This window comes from Cobetia sp. L2A1 (assembly GCF_009796845.1).
Classification (GTDB): domain Bacteria; phylum Pseudomonadota; class Gammaproteobacteria; order Pseudomonadales; family Halomonadaceae; genus Cobetia.
In genome coordinates this window covers 1,302,030-1,317,678 of record NZ_CP047025.1, presented here as the reverse complement: position 1 = coordinate 1,317,678, position 15,649 = coordinate 1,302,030, and the positions used below count along the sequence as shown (strand labels likewise).

14 protein-coding genes and 1 tRNA gene are annotated in these 15,649 nt (G+C 55.8%); 4 read left to right on the top strand and 11 right to left on the bottom strand.

Going from position 1 to position 15,649, the window contains the following annotated elements; genetic code table 11:
• Positions 1-38 precede the first annotated feature (38 nt).
• The 10 genes from GQR90_RS05695 to GQR90_RS05650 form a co-directional block, all read right to left on the bottom strand.
• Positions 39-1,637 (bottom strand): mannitol dehydrogenase family protein, encoded by a 1,599-nt coding sequence (locus GQR90_RS05695; RefSeq protein WP_158773269.1) that lies wholly within the window; start codon positions 1,635-1,637, stop codon positions 39-41.
• A 65-nt stretch (positions 1,638-1,702) separates the two neighbouring features.
• Positions 1,703-2,413, bottom strand: a complete 711-nt coding sequence (locus GQR90_RS05690) for a nucleoside triphosphate hydrolase (protein ID WP_325064291.1) — start codon at positions 2,411-2,413, stop codon at positions 1,703-1,705.
• Between the two features lie 58 nt (positions 2,414-2,471).
• Entirely contained in the window at positions 2,472-3,311 is an 840-nt protein-coding gene (locus GQR90_RS05685) for an L-iditol 2-dehydrogenase (RefSeq protein WP_158775331.1), read from the bottom strand.
• A gap of 13 nt (positions 3,312-3,324) precedes the next feature.
• Positions 3,325-4,098, bottom strand: a complete 774-nt coding sequence (locus GQR90_RS05680; RefSeq protein ID WP_325064290.1) for an HAD family hydrolase — start codon at positions 4,096-4,098, stop codon at positions 3,325-3,327.
• Complete coding sequence (locus GQR90_RS05675) at positions 4,095-5,333, bottom strand: ABC transporter ATP-binding protein (protein ID WP_158773268.1); 1,239 nt, start codon at positions 5,331-5,333, stop codon at positions 4,095-4,097. Before GQR90_RS05675 ends, GQR90_RS05680 begins: the two co-directional genes overlap by 4 nt.
• Before the next feature lie 129 nt (positions 5,334-5,462).
• Complete coding sequence (locus GQR90_RS05670) at positions 5,463-6,308, bottom strand: carbohydrate ABC transporter permease (RefSeq protein WP_144727887.1); 846 nt, start codon at positions 6,306-6,308, stop codon at positions 5,463-5,465.
• 66 nt (positions 6,309-6,374) lie between these two features.
• Positions 6,375-7,262 carry a carbohydrate ABC transporter permease gene (locus tag GQR90_RS05665; protein WP_158773267.1) on the bottom strand — a complete coding sequence of 296 codons (888 nt, stop codon included), beginning with the start codon at positions 7,260-7,262 and terminating at the stop codon, positions 6,375-6,377.
• 279 nt (positions 7,263-7,541) lie between these two features.
• Complete coding sequence (locus tag GQR90_RS05660; RefSeq protein WP_158773266.1) at positions 7,542-8,885, bottom strand: ABC transporter substrate-binding protein; 1,344 nt, start codon at positions 8,883-8,885, stop codon at positions 7,542-7,544.
• A gap of 370 nt (positions 8,886-9,255) precedes the next feature.
• A complete protein-coding gene (locus GQR90_RS05655) occupies positions 9,256-10,206 on the bottom strand; it encodes a sugar-binding transcriptional regulator (protein ID WP_158773265.1) in 951 nt (316 codons plus the stop codon).
• A 414-nt stretch (positions 10,207-10,620) separates the two neighbouring features.
• Positions 10,621-11,214 (bottom strand): Yip1 family protein, encoded by a 594-nt coding sequence (locus GQR90_RS05650; RefSeq protein WP_158773264.1) that lies wholly within the window; start codon positions 11,212-11,214, stop codon positions 10,621-10,623.
• Between the two features lie 341 nt (positions 11,215-11,555).
• On the opposite strand from GQR90_RS05650, the gene dctP reads away from it, so the two are divergent.
• From dctP to GQR90_RS05630, 4 genes are all read left to right on the top strand, one after another.
• A complete protein-coding gene (gene dctP / locus GQR90_RS05645) occupies positions 11,556-12,557 on the top strand; it encodes a TRAP transporter substrate-binding protein DctP (RefSeq protein ID WP_158773263.1) in 1,002 nt (333 codons plus the stop codon).
• 259 nt (positions 12,558-12,816) lie between these two features.
• On the top strand, positions 12,817-13,815 hold the full coding sequence (locus GQR90_RS05640; protein WP_158773262.1) for a TRAP transporter substrate-binding protein: 999 nt from the start codon (positions 12,817-12,819) through the stop codon (positions 13,813-13,815).
• A gap of 202 nt (positions 13,816-14,017) precedes the next feature.
• On the top strand, positions 14,018-14,473 hold the full coding sequence (locus GQR90_RS05635) for an HIT family protein (protein ID WP_199269477.1): 456 nt from the start codon (positions 14,018-14,020) through the stop codon (positions 14,471-14,473).
• Between the two features lie 162 nt (positions 14,474-14,635).
• Positions 14,636-15,205, top strand: a complete 570-nt coding sequence (locus GQR90_RS05630) for a hypothetical protein (protein WP_158773261.1) — start codon at positions 14,636-14,638, stop codon at positions 15,203-15,205.
• A 313-nt stretch (positions 15,206-15,518) separates the two neighbouring features.
• Here GQR90_RS05630 and GQR90_RS05625 read toward each other — a convergent pair.
• Positions 15,519-15,592, bottom strand: a tRNA-Gly gene (locus GQR90_RS05625).
• Positions 15,593-15,649 lie beyond the last annotated feature (57 nt).

The window sequence follows — 15,649 nt, the reverse complement described above, 5'->3', positions numbered from 1 at the left end:
GCTCGATATGAAAGCCAACACTCAGACAGGCGGGTGGCTCAACGAGAGGCATCGAGAGACGCCATCAAGCGTTCGAGTGCCACACGTGCGCCCAGCTGATGCAAATCATTGAGTACCGCGACATATGCGTCGGCAAAGCACGGCACCGTCGCCAGATCCCCGAAGAGATCCTGTTGCTCCAGGAAGGCCAGCGGATGCGCTTTTTGCGTCAACGCGATACGCGTCAGTCGCTCGCTCAGACGATCCACCACCGCAATGGCCTCACCCTGCTCATCAATACCTTCGGCATAACGCGCCCAGCTGGCGATGATGGCAGCGCACAGACGCACATCGCCTTCGGCCGCCAGCTGCTGATGGACCACCGGCACCAGCCACTTGGGAATGCGGTCAGAGGACTCGGCACACAGTCTTGCGAGCGTATCGCGGATATTCGGATTGGCAAACCGTTCAATCAGCGTACGCTTATAAGCGGCAAGATCGACTCCCGGCAACGGACTCAACGTCGGGGTCGCTTCGCGATCCATATAGGCAAGCAGGAAGTCGATGAAGAGGGAGTCCTGGCAGACTTCATGGGCATAACGGAAGCCGGCAAGATACCCAAGGTAGGTCAATGCCTGGTGACTGGCATTGAGCAGGCGCAGCTTCATCAGCTCATAGGGCACAACATCGTCGACCAACTGGACCCCCACCTTTTCAAAGGCTGGGCGGCGCTCAGCCTCTCCTCCTCTCTCTTCCCCACCAGCAGTATGACCAAAATGATCTTCCAACACCCATTGAGTGAACGGTTCGCAGGTGACGGGCCAGCGGTCTGTCAGTCCGAACGATGACTCCAGCAGCGCAATGTCCTCCTGCGTGGTGACAGGCGTGATGCGATCCACCATTGAATTGGGGAAGCTGACATGACTGGCGATCCAGTCACCCAGTCCGCCCGTCCCGGCATCGCTGTCAGCGGTGCGCTGCGCATCCAGTGCACGTGCATGTGCGACGAACATACGACTCGCCACATCACCATTCCCCTGGATGTTATCGCAGGACATGATGGTGAAAGGCGCGATGCCGCGCTGACGGCGGCGAACCAGTGCTTCGATGACCAGTCCGAAAGTGGTTTGCGGCCGTGTCGGATTGGCCAGGTCATGCACGACGGCAGGGGCATCCACGTCATAGTCGCCGGTGATCTGGTGGAAGTTGTAGCCGCCTTCCGTCACGGTCAGCGAGACGATACGAATTGCGGGATCACACAGGCGCTCGATGACGGCCTCCGGGTCATCCGGGGCGAACAGATAATCGATCATGCTACCGATCACTCGCGCGTCGATACGCCCGTCCGAGTGCTTGACCATCAGTGTGAACAGATAGTCTTGAGCCGCCAGTGCCTCCTGCATGCGCCGATCACCAGGCATCGCGCCAACGCCCACGATACCCCAATCATGTGCCTCGCCCTGGTTCATCAACTGATCTAGATACATCGCTTGATGAGCACGATGAAAGCCACCGACACCAAAGTGCACGATACCGGCGGTGAGACTGCGACGGTCATATGTCGGCAGGGCAATGTGGTTGCTCAGCCCCTGCGGCTTATCCAGCACTGCTTGAGTCAGGGACACGCAAGCAGAAGGTGTAGATGTCGACACCGTCATGGTGGCTCTCCTTGGGACAGTAAGGCTATGAACAACAGCAAGGACCGTAAACAACCGCTGGCAAATCAAATCGAGGGAGGTAGCGTGTCTTCCTGGACAATGGGTGCGTCTGCAAGACGCCAACGCCAGTCGGCAGCACGCGAGCTGGTCTTGATCAAGTGCGCATTGAGCATGTCCTTGTGATACGTGAGGGCATACGCACCGCGTGCGTCCTGACCCATTTCGCGCCAACGGTTCAGAAGGCGAGGTATCAGCACCTCATCTTCGATATCCAGAAAGATACTCAGGTCATACAGCGCCGAATGCGTACTCCACGGCGGGTGCTCAAGCAGCAGGTAATTACCCTCCACCAGCACGATACGGTGATGGGGTTCGACGACACGTCCACCGGCACGGGCCAGATCAAGCGGCCGATCGAACACCGGCACGGCGACCGAGCCGGAGTTTTCACGCACACGTATCAGGTCCCGGCGCAGCCCCTCGGCATCAAAGGTTTCCGGAGCCCCCTTGATGTCCAACAGCCCGCGCGGAGCAAGTACAGCATTGTCGAAGTGATAGCCGTCCATCGGTACTACCACGGCAATATCGGCTTCCAGCGTATTCAATGCCTCGCAGAGGCGCTCCGAGAGCGTCGACTTGCCTGCCGCGGGCGGTCCTGCCAAGGCCACAACCGTCCGCGCACGCTGACTTTGCGCGTGTTGTGCCAATAGGCGGCTGGCCATATCACCAAGTTCCGGCATCATGTGGGCCAGACGGGAATTGGGTAAAGATGTCACGTGACTACCTCATTCATGGATGCACACCCTTGCAACAGGAAGGAACGGTTCCTCATCCTTAGCTCATCCAGTTGCCACCGTCGACATTGAGTGTCTGGGCAACGACAAAATCGCTGTCTTCACAGGCCAGGAATACAGCGGCTCCCGCATGGTCCTCGGGGCGTCCCATACGCCCAAAGGGCACAGCCTCCCCGACCAGACGCTTCTTTTCACCCAACGGTCGATGCTCATGGTGCGCAAAGAGTGCATCCACCTCGTCCCACATTGGGGTATCCACAACGCCGGGCGCAATGCCATTGACGTTGATGCCGTGCTTGATGAGATCAAGCCCACAGGATTGCGTCAGACTGATCACTGCTGCCTTGGAGGCGCAATAGGCGCTGACCAGCGCTTCACCGCGACGTCCGGCCTGCGAAGCCATGTTGATGATGCGCCCGCCCTGCCCGCGCTCGACCATCGTTCTTGCCACCGCTTGCAGCGTAAAGAACACCCCCTCGACATTGACTGCCAGCATGGTATGCAGCATGCCTTCACTGACCTCCAGCACGGGCGCCATGTCAAAGACCGCCGCATTGTTGACCAGAATGTCGATCGGTCCCAATTGCGCCTGGACACACTCGATCATGCTCTGACGCGAGACACTGGACGTGACATCCAATTCCACTGCCAACACGCGAGCCTGCGGCCCTTCCTGCTGTCGCAATGCCACTGCCGAGCGATTCGCACTCTCGATGTCGATGTCTGCCAACGCCACGCTGGCGCCTTCCTGCACATAGCGTGTGGCAATTGCCAGACCGATACCCCCGGCACCGCCCGTCACTACGGCAACCTTGCCGACCAGCTTACGAGACGCAACATCACGAGGTCGATGAGCGCTATTGACGGTGTGTGCTGTCATCTGGCTCATGCGATCACTCCTTTGCTAGCGCATCATCCGTGAGCAAGCCGCTTATCATGGTGGACACTTCCGCCATATTCGCGGTGGATTGCCAGGCACCTGCCTCACGCTGAGAGACATCATGGCCCGCCGGGATGTGACCAGCCCCGGTAAAACCAATCACCCGCAGGCCTGCCGCCACGGCAGCCGTGACGCCCGCCAGACTGTCTTCGACCACGACACACTCGCTCACATCACGCCCCAGACGGCGCAAGGCCAGCTGATAGACATCAGGGGCTGGTTTCGGCACGGCGACCTGCTCAGCCGTGAAGAGCGGTACCGAGCCCAACCAACGATCCAGCCCCGTTGCCGCCAGAGAGGCTTTCACCCGTCGCGCTGAGCTATTGGAGACGATCGCCATTGCCATGCCCTGCAACGAAAGCTGCTCCAGCAACTCTGCCACGCCATCAATGGCGGCAAGTTCATCTGCCAGTCGTGATTCGATGGCCGAGTCGATACGCTCCAGTGCCTGCATCGGTAACTGATGCGCGCTCATGGCCTCAAGGTGCCCCAGGATGGCATCGGTCGTCATACCCAATGCCGTGCGCAACTCAGCTTCAGCGTCCAGATCCGGCAACCACTCTGCCAGCTGCTGCGTCAGCACTTGCTCGGCCAGCACTTCACTGTCGACCAGCACACCATCACAGTCGAAAATCACCTGACGCAACGGCTTGCCTGTGTCGCCATCCGCGAGGGCGCCTGCACCGAATGATTGAGCATGGATGGATCTCCTCTCGCCGCTACTCATACGTCTGCCGCCTGCACGCTGGAGAGAGAGTTGTCCTGACGTGTCAGACCTGTCAGCGGATGGCGATCAAGACTTGGCAACGCCAGGTCATCACTCGTGAACAGGTGAGCACGCGCCGCATCGAAGTTATAGCGGATATTATCCCCGACACGGCTCGCCACATCACCGCCAGCGATCAGAATCCAACCGCTATCTGCCTGGTCGTCAGACTTGAGACCCCCTATCTTGCCGTCACCAGAGCCATCCGGCGATGCCAGGTACAGGGAGGTCACTCCGCCCAGACGCTCGATGACCTGGACCTGTCCACTCAACGGACCACTGTCATCCAGGATGAGGTGCTCCGGACGCACGCCCATTGTCAGACGATCACCCACGCTGACTGCCGAGCCGGCCTCGGGCTGGCCAGCGACTCGAACCAGGCTCTCGCTGTCATCCGGCAGACGTACCGTTATGCCTTCGGCCTGCACGTCCGTGACAGTCACATCAAGGAAGTTCATCTTCGGCGAGCCAATGAAGCCTGCCACGAAGCGGTTGCGCGGATGGTGGTAAAGCTCCATCGGCGAACCGATCTGCTCGACCACGCCACCTTGCAGCACGACAATCTTGTCTGCCATGGTCATGGCTTCAATCTGGTCGTGGGTCACGTAGATCATGGTGGCCTTGAGTTCGGCATGCAGACGCGCCAGCTCGATACGCATCTGTACGCGCAGGGCGGCATCCAGATTCGAGAGCGGCTCATCAAACAGGAAGATGCTCGGGTTACGCACAATGGCGCGGCCGATGGCGACCCGCTGACGCTGACCACCGGAGAGTGCCTTGGGCTTGCGGTCCAGCAGCGGCCCCAGCTGCAGCACGTCAGCCGCCGCATTGACCTTATTGGCACGCTCTTCCTTGGAGACACCGGCAAGCTTCAAGCTGAAGCCCATGTTCTCGCCCACGGTCATGTGCGGATACAGGGCGTAGCTCTGGAACACCATTGCCAGGCCGCGCTCGGCAGGGCCTACATCATTGATGCGCTGGCCGTCGATCAGGATGTCACCGGAGGTCGCATTCTCAAGTCCCGCGATCATGCGCATCAGCGTGGATTTACCACAGCCGGACGGCCCGACAAATACCACGAACTCCTGATCCTTTACTTCAAGATCGACACCCTTGATGACCTGGGTCGTGGAGGCGCTTGCCCCGCTGCCGGAGGTGAATTCCTTGACGATATTCTTGAGCGTGAGTGTGGACATCGTAAGCTTCCTTTCCGCGCCTGCCACAAGAGCAGGCGATGGCAAATTTTGTGGATTGGCACCAGCGCATCATTCGCGTTCAGGTGCACTCCGGTAACGACCAAAATGTGGCTCGCACGAGGCCAGGGATTACTTCACCGCGCCGAAGGTCAAGCCCCGCACCATCTGCTTCTGCGTCATCCAGCCGAAGATGAGTATCGGGGCGACGGCAAGCGTGGAGGCGGCTGACAGCTTGGCCCAGAACAGCCCTTCAGGACTGGAGAACGAGGCGATGTAAGCGGTCAACGGTGCAGCATTCGACGTAGTCAGGTTCAAACTCCAGAAGGCCTCATTCCAGCTGAGAATGACGCACAGCAACCCTGTCGATGCGATACCCGGCAGCGTCAGCGGCAACAGCAGGTAGAAGATTTCCTGCAAAGTGCTGGCGCCGTCCATGCGACCGGCTTCCAGAATGTCCTTCGGGATGTCCTTGAAGAAGGTGTAAAGCATCCAGACCACGATCGGCAGGTTCATCAGCATGTAGATGATGATCAGGCCGGTGCGGCTATCCAGCAGGCCCAGGTCACGGAAGATCAGATAGACCGGCAGCAATACGCCAACGGACGGCAGCATCTTGGTCGACAGCATCCACAGCAGCGTGGTCTGGGTGCGCTTGGTCGGCAGGAACGCCATCGAATAGGCCGACGGAATGGCGATCAGCAGCGCCAGCAGTGTGGCACCCAGTGAGATCACCACACTGTTGAGGGCGTACTTGAAGTAGTCAGCCCGTGCCTGAATCTCGATATAGCCATCGATGCTGGGCGTGAAGAACAGACTCGGCGGTGTGGAAATCGCTTCCGCTTCAGTCTTGAAGCTGGTGAGGAACATCCAGAAGATCGGGAAGAACATCATCAGCGCGATGGTCCACGCCACCAGAGTCAGTACCAGCTTGCGGTTGAGGACGGAGCGGCGAGCCCGGCTGGCATTCACTGCCATGCTGGCAGCTGCCACGGAATTGGTTGAACTAGTCATCATGCAGACTCCCTGTGTGAGCGCGGGTCATCAATTCTCAAGATTCTTGGCGACGGTACGCACCAGGAAGAACGCGACGATGTTGGCCAGAATGATGGCGATCACACCACCGGCAGAGGCACCACCCACATCAAAGTCCAGCAATGCGCGGATGTAGATCAGGTAGGCCAGGTTGGTCGTCGCCAGGCCCGGGCCACCCGAGGTGGTCACGAATATCTCGGCGAAGATGGTCAGCAGGAAGATCATCTCGATCATCACCACCACGCTGATGGCGCGCTTGAGGTGTGGCAGCGTGATGTAGAAGAAGATGGCCAGCGGGCCAGCTCCATCCATACGCGCGGCCTCGACCTGGTCGTCATCCAGTGACTGGATGGCGGTCAACAGAATCAATACCGCAAACGGCAGCCACTGCCAGGTGACGATGATGATCACGGAGGTCAGCGGCAGAGAGGCAAACCAGTCAATCGCCGGCAGACCAAACAGGCTGGCGATCCAGGCAAAGATGCCGTTGACCGGATGCATCATCATGTTTTTCCAGACCAGTGCACTCACGGTCGGCATGATGAAGAACGGCGCGATGACGAACAGACGTGCGACACCGCGTCCAAAGAATTCCTGCTGCAGAAGTACCGCCAGCAAGGTACCGCCCACGACCGTGGCAACCAGCACCCAGCCCACCAGCAACAGCGTGTTACCCATGGCCGTCCACAGAGAAGGATCAGTCAACAGGTAGTAATAATTATCGACACCGGCAAACCCGGTGACCGATGGCATCAACAGGTTGTAACGCTGGAAGGAGAACCACAGGGTCATGGCCAGTGGAATCAGCATCCACATCAATAACAGGCCAACGGCTGGGGCTTGCAGCGACAGGGTTCGCAATCCCCCGACGGTGCGTCCGGATGCTCTCGTAGACATGGTGAGTCCTTCAATACGGTAGAAGCGTCTGACGATGAAGGGCGAACTTCCGGCCAAGGCTGTCCGTGCCACGCCGCGAGGACGTTGCGGGAAACCTGATAGAGAGGAAGTTGCCTGGTACCGCCTGACGGGGTCCCGCCGCTCATGTCCGCGTAACATTCAACTTTCGAGTGCATATCAAGTGCATATCGAATGAGTGTCGCGTGATCTTGCCTGAGCGGCGGGGAGCCTTTGGTGCGAGATCAGCATGTCAACGACATGGCTGACCGATGAGGGTGATCAGTAACCGGACTGGCGCATGGTGCGTTCAGTGGAGCGCTGAGCAGAGGCCAATGCATCTTCGACGGATGTCTGACCTGCCAGTGCAGCCGCCATCTGCTGCCCCACCTGAGTGCCGATCGACTGGAACTCTGGAATGGTGACCAACTGCACACCGACATACGGGACCGGCTCAAGCGTCGCATCCGTCGGATCAGCACTGTTGATGGCATCCATCACGAAGCTGGCGAAGGGTGCCGCTTCCTGATAGGCCGGATTCTCGTAGGTAGACTTGCGAGTGCCCGGCGGAATGCTTGCCCAGCCTTGAGTCTCACCGACCAGATTGATGTATTCCTCAGAAGTTGCCCAGGTGATGAAGGTACGTGCTGCATCCTTGGACTTGGACGACTCAGGGATGGCGAGTGCCCAGGACCACAACCAATGCGAACCCTTCTCTGTCTTGGCGATCGGTGCGGGAGCGAAGCCCAGCTTGTCGGCAACCGAGGATTCCTTCGGGTTGTAAAGCTTGCCGGCGGCGGACGTCGCATCGACCCACATGCCGCACTTGCCACTGGAGAACAGTGCCAGGTTCTCGTTGAAGCCGTTGGAAGTTGCCCCCGGCGGCCCATAGTTGTTCATCAGGTCGACATAGAAATTGACGGCTTCATTCCAGGCCGGGGAATCCAGCTGCGGCTTCCAGTCTTCATCAAACCAGCGGCCGCCAAAGCTGTTGACCATGGTGCTCAGCAGCGCCGTGTTCTCGCCCCAACCCGGCTTGCCACGCAGGCAGATACCGTAGGCACCCTCATCCGGTGCATTGAGCTTGGAAGCCCAATCGTTGACCTGGATCCAGGTCGGCTTGGCCGGCATGTCGATACCCGCTTTCTCGAAGAGGTCCTTGCGGTAGTACAGCATGGAGCTTTCGCCGTAGAACGGCAGTGCATAAAGCCCTTGGTCGTCCCCTTCCGTCAGGCTCAAACCATCGCGAATCGGCTTGATGAGATCCGCTTCGTTGTAGTCAGCCGGAAGATTGTCGAGTTTGGTCAACCAGCCCTGCTTGGCCCAGATAGGCACTTCATAGGTACCGATGGTCATGACATCAAACTGTCCGCCCTTGGTGGCGATATCGGTCGTCAGTCGCTGGCGCAGCACGTTCTCTTCAAGCACGACCCAATCCAGCTTGATATCGGGATGGGACTTCTCGAATTCATTGGTCAGGCTCTGCATGACCACCATGTCGGCATTGTTGACGGTCGCGACGGTGATGGTTTCAGCACTGGCCTGTCCGCTGAGCGGAACCAATGCCGCCAGACCTGCCAGTGACAGCAAGCGACGACGTGAAAGCATGGAGTGAGATAACCGCATGGTGCTCTCCTACTGGGGCGTTTGTTGGCGTTATTGTTCTCATCGGTAATCAATGATTTACCCGTACCGATATCTTCCCTTGTTCGCTCTCTTGAAGAGACGCAGCCCTCGCGTTCCCCAAGGTAAAGACTGTCCTTCTGCACCCGATCAAAACAATCAACCGATGATCAAATGATCGGATCTGGTTGCGGAAAAAGCAAACTCTTGTGCGCTAGACCTTGGGCTATTCAACCTTAGAATCTGATGCTAAGGGAGTAGCCCTCGCAGCCTGAACCCAGTAGCTCGGCAGCACTCACACACCATGCTCATGACACTTCATAGTCCCGCATGACGTGGTTATTGGCAGCGACCACCTCTCTCTCAAGGCAACTTACAACTCGGCACAGATACGCGCAGCGGCCGACTCATCAATGATCAACCCTTCCAGCCACCCGCCGCGCAGTGCGCTTAGAATTGCCGGCCCCTTGTCATAACCACCCGCCATACCAATCAATGGCTGAGACTTGAGCGAAGCAAGTGGCACACTGGTGATTCGGCGAGTCAGCGGGCAATCTATCAACTGGCCATTCACATCCAACGGCCACCCCATCAACTCCCCAACGGCACCAGCATCCAGTAACTCATCGCGCTCGGCAGCACTGATGAATTGATCCTGAAACAGGGTCGCCTGCGCATCGAGTCGACCAATACCAATCACCCCAACATCGGCCTCGCAGGCCACCTTGAAGACGGCATTGACCAGGTACTGGCCCAGCAGTGATTCCTTATCGTCAATTGAAGCGGCGACCACCGGCGCGGGAAGCAGGAAACGCTCAGCCCCGATCTTGTCCGCCAGCAACATCACCCCGTCATAGCGATTGGATGAGCCATCCAGTGCGACATTGCCAACCAGCGAGACAATCCTATGCTGCGGCCGCTCGCTACGGCTCAACGCTTCGACTGCCGAACGCACCGTGCGTCCGGTACCCAATGAAATGGTCTGTGGCTCAATGCGATTGAGATAGAACGACAAACGATCAGCACCCGCCACCGCGAGAAATTCTGCGATGCTATCTCGGGACTGGGTATCCGACGGCACCACATCGCAGAAGCTCAGCCCGAAGCGCTCGACCAGTACATCCGACATGGCCATGCTGCCGGCGATGGGATGATCAATGCTGATCTTGACCAGTCGCTCCTGACGCGCCAATGCCAATAAGCGCTGGACACCTGGCCGCGACACACCAAGCTGCGCGGCAATCTCATCCTGAGTGCGCCCACCCACATAAGACAGCCATGCGGCCCGTGCGGCCTGCTCCAATCTCTGCTCAAACTTGTCCATGCGCCCTCACCTGACTCACTCGATAATGGAGATCACTTTCCATGGACTCGTCACTCAGCACAAGCCTTCTACATGTCCGTTAGTCTTGGTTGGCTGATGGATACTCCCCATCTTCGATGGGTATATCACGACACCAGAGACAAGAAAGACGCCACCGATATTGCTATCGAGGCGCCTCAAGTCATTGGTTGTCTTTCTGGAATATTTGACCAGACATTATCAATGAATCCAGTGAAACAATGCCGGCAACCCAAAAGCTCTCGGGCAAGCAGAGATGGGAAGACTGACACGAATATCGGGGAAGATAACCAGGCAATCGCTGATATGAACTTCGATGTGAAAGCGGAAAATCATGTCGTCATCCACTCGTACGTTGGCACGCCAGAACCCCTGAGGATTCCAGCTCCCCTGGGACTAGAGGAACCAGCGCGCCCCGTAACCCCACAGCAATACTGTCACTGCCAGCAGCCCTTCCAGCACCAGTACGCCAATGCCAAGCGTAGAGCCGGTGACAAGGAAGCCTTCCTTGTTGGAGATATCCAGCAGTGGCGGGATGCCGAGATACAGAAGATAAGCGCTGTAGCACAGCCCCACGGTGCCCGCGAAGATACATAACCAGATGATGGGATAGAGCGCGACCAGCCCCGCCAGAAACATGGGTGTCGCCACATAACCTGCAAAGATGATGCAGCGGCGGCGGCTAGGATGCCCCGAGAAACGCTGCGACAGCATATGGATGACGGAGCCCATGACCCCAATGGCCGTCAGAATGGCAATGTAGAAAGCGATGCCTGCAAAGAAGGCATCCAGTGGCGCTAGCTGGATGGAATGGCCCTCCGTCAAGCTCCATCCGACCTGAGTCGTCCCGATGTATGCACAGATGACAGGCACCAGCGCCATGAGCAGCACATGATGTGCGTAGAGGTGGGTGATGGATTCGTGTTCCTTGCGGATGGTCTGCCATTCTCGTTGCGGATGCGCTATCAATCCCCAGACGTGGGTCAGCATGTGGTCTACCTCCCGTTGACAGTCGTCGACAATCCGGTCATGCGTTCCCGGCGCGGTATTCGTGTCAGGGCAATTGCACGGCCTTGATCTGAGCGTAGACCACAAGTCGCTTTCTGACAGCAATGTCCTTGTCCGCACGACTCACACGGCCATCGATATCGACCCGAGAATAGCCTTCACTCTTTCACTCTTCGTTTATATATCGTTGCGCGCAACTAAGGACTATGAGCCGCCACCAGGGTCATGCTGTCAATACTGCGAAACACATCACCATGCCTCAGTAACACAGTTGCCCGTCGTCCCTCTTCCCAACGACTGGCGATAGAAAAGAGAACACTTACATGACATACACATTCTCCTTACGACTGACTGCCTCATTGACCGCGCTGATACTCGGCAGCCTGATTAGCTTGCCTACCTACTCGGCTACGCAACTGATATTTTCTAGCGAATATGGTGATACCACTCTGATCGGGCAGCGGTCACGTCAGTTTGTCGAGCGCGTGCAAGCGCTAAGCAACGGTGAACTTGACATCATATTGAAAAGCGCAGGTACGTCAGGCCTACGCTCCGCCAACCATTCACGTGCCATCAACAATGACACCATCCAAATCGCCAACACACTGGCTGGCACACTTGGCAGCGACGATCCTACCTTCATGCTCTCGACGCTGCCCTTCGTGACACAGAACATCGACGAAGCGGAGCAGCTCTATCGCATGTCTCGCTCGGCATACGACGCTCTGTTCATGGAGAACGACCAGATCTTGCTCTACGTCGCGCCCTGGCCTGCCAGTGGCGTCTGGTCCCGGCAGGCGCTCCGCAGCCCAGAAGACCTGCAGAATCTCTTAATTCGAACCTATGATCGCAATGGTCAGCGCGTCTTCCTGAATACCGCTTCAACCCCAAAAGTCATGGCCTGGAACGATGTCTTGCCGGGACTCGAAAATCGTAGCCTGGATGCGGTACTGACCGCAGCAGAAGCTGGACTCGACGTCGGTTATCCCACTCACATGAAGTATTACACTGCCATTCACTACGCTATGCCCCTCAACATGGTGCATATGGGGCGCCCGCGCTTTGAAGCACTCGAACCCCAGCAGCAACAGGCCATACTGCAGGCCGCAAAGGAAGCTGATCTGGACAGCTGGGATGCCGTGCGCAATAGCGTTATCAACACCTACACCACACTGTCAGAGCAAGGCGTTACCGTCGCAGCCCCCGCGCCGCGAGCACTGAAAGATGCGCTGGTAGAGGCCAGCGAAAGTGTGATTGCCAGCTGGCGACTCAAGGCTGACACCACCGGCCGCAACATACTCGATGACTACCTGAAACAGCGTTGAGGCTCATCTAACACATCTTCACAAAAGGTCGGCCTAGTGGAGATTTCCTATGGCGTCAGAATATTATTATAGCCCGCAATCCATTAGCGATTAGTCGCCATCATGGAGACAAGGGCTACTTTTCTGCATAGATTGGGACCAATGGCGCTAAAGAAAAATGCCTAGCATGGATTCGATTTAGCTAATAACATGCGCACAATTTGATCAAGCTGATCCTCAATTTCTTTACCTCCTCCCCCATGAGAAAAGGATTTTGCTCATGATAATTGCCCCCCGCCTTCGTAACTGGCTGACCGGCCCTTTACTGATGACCGGCCTGCTGGCTGCCAGCGCCCTTCAAGCACAGTCCACGTTGAGCATGAGTAGCGCCTATGGCTCCGGCACGCTAATGGGTGAGCGCGCCAAGGAATTTAGCCAGAAAGTGGCAGAGCAGAGCCAAGGCACACTGGCCATCTCACCGCGTTCCGACATTCCAGCCGAGAGCAACCTGCAGGCCGCCACCAACGGCGTCATCGACATTGCAGCGACGCTCAGTGGAACACTGGCCAACGAGATACCCTTTTTCGGACTTTCTTCACTCCCCTCCGTCGCTCAGGACCTCGATGAAGCTCATCGCCTCTATCTAACGGCCAAACCCCGCTATCGCGAGCTACTCAAGGAGCAAAATCAACGCCTCCTGTTCGCACTGCCCTGGCCTCCCAGCGGTCTGTGGTCAAAAGAGCCCATCGATGATGCCGATGACATGGCCGGCCTTCCGATACGTACCTATGATCGCAACACCCAGCGAGTACTGCTCAATCTAGGGGCAAATCCACACATCCTGAGCTGGGCAAAGCTTTCGCCCTTGCTGGAAGACGGCAGCATTCATGCTGCGCTCACCTCCGCCATGGGCGGAGTCAGTGCAGAGCTTTATCGCTACATGCCCAACTTCACGACGCTCAACTATGCGATGCCGCTCAACATCGTGCACATGAATGCTGACAGCTTCAACGCACTCGACAAGCAACAACAGACCGCACTGCTCAGTGCCGCTGAAGCCATTGAAGACGCTGGCTGGGCGGCCACCAGCAAGATACTGGCGGAGACTCACGTGACCCTGCAAGCCGAAGGCGCTCGCCTCATCTCCCCCGCTCCTGCTGACTTGCTGAGGGATTTCGAGAAGGCGAGTCAACACGTCACGGACAGCTGGAAGCAGAAGGTCTCTCATCAAGATCGCGCGCTGCTTCAGCAATATCTGGATTCACGGCCAGAGAAATAAGTCTTCGCGGCCCATTCACGGGGTCAGCCACAAAAGAGCAGACAGACAAAAAGGCCACCCAGGCGGGTGGCCTTTTTGGTACTCCAAGCATTCATCTGGAGCCTATGCACCAGCCATTCAATTAGATAAATTAAAATAACTACTGTGTGTTGGATATCACTGCACATCTCTATCCGTCGTTGTGCGACCAATGGGAATCAACATGATTGACTGCATATTCTGTCAGATAGTGTCAGGTCAGGTACCAGCACATGTCGTCGCGGAAAGTGAGTACCACCTCGCCTTCCTCTCCATCTTCCCTTCCACACGCGGCAACACGGTCGTGATACCCAAGCAACATGTCACCAGTTGCGTTTATAAGCAGGAGGACGAGGTGATTCTTGAGCTCATGCGCTTCACGCGCAAGGTCGCCCGCCAGCTCGATGCCTTCTTTGATAACGAGCGCACCGCGATCATCTTCGAGGGTTATGGCGTCAACCACCTGCACGCCAAGCTCATCCCACTGCATGGCACCCAGCCAGGCGAATGGCAGGCCAGACACTCGAAGATGAAGTACTACATGACCGAATATGACGGCTACGTCGTCAGCGCGGATGGCCCGCGCGAGAGTGATGAGAAGTTGGCAGAGCTGACGGAAAAGATCCGCAGGTATGATTAAAGCTAATCAGCGCAGTAATACTGCCGACTTCAAGCACTAGAGAAGCCCCTCTTTTAACAAATAAAAACTAGAGCCAATTAAGAAACCGAAACATAATAGTCATTAAAAATGGCGACTATTTGCATAGTATTTCGATAGCATTTGACAGATAAAGGAACGACGATGGGAATGTGCAAGCTATGTCATCAAGAAAGTTGCCTGCAAGAATCACACATTTTACCTAATTCAATTGCAAAACGCATAAAATCTCATGGTCAAACAATAGTTATTTATGAAAACAAAGAACCAGCATTTGAAAACAGCAACTTCAATTATATCGAACCTATGCTTTGTCGAAAATGCGAGCAGATATTATGCAAATATGAGAGCTACGGAACAAATGTAACTAGGAATAGAAAAGTCGTTAAAAGAAAAGGTAAGGAGTTCGTTGTATTCTCAGTAGACTTCAAACGATACTATCTATATCTAATAAGCATTCTATGGCGCGCCGGGATAACTAACCACGCTCAATTTACTATAGTCAAGATGGGAGAGTCATTATTGGAATTAATGCGTAACTGCATATTCAATAATAAGTTAATTTGGAACAGAGATGGCCTTGAAGATATAATTTCTATCTCTATCGTAAAAGTGAATAACGAATACGAACATTTGTCTGACGACGCACTTAGAAAGATAGTAATCACACCAAGGCTCGATGAGGAAAAAAAGAAACTCGTTATTATTACATGATGTACGATGGCTTTATTTTTTCATTTATATATACAGGGATTAGATCAACTGACGAATTTAGAATAAAGCCAAAATATCGACTAAGACGATCAGACAGGAATATATTCCCCGTCATAGGTATAACAAAGATTCCGGTGATCAACAACAAACTATATTACACTCAAATTGCTGCGAAAAACACAAAGAATGATCACCTTATAAAATGACTAAAAACACTATAACATCAACATATAGATAGACTGATAGTTATTAATAAAAAGATAAAAATTAAACACAAAAAAGCCTCCCGAATGGGAGGCTTTTTTGAAGAATCTGGAGCGGGTGAAGGGAATCGAACCCTCGTCTTAAGCTTGGGAAGCTTCTGCTCTACCATTGAGCTACACCCGCAGGGCGGTGCATTGCGTGCGCCAGAACTGCATTGTACTCAACGACTTAGCACGGTCA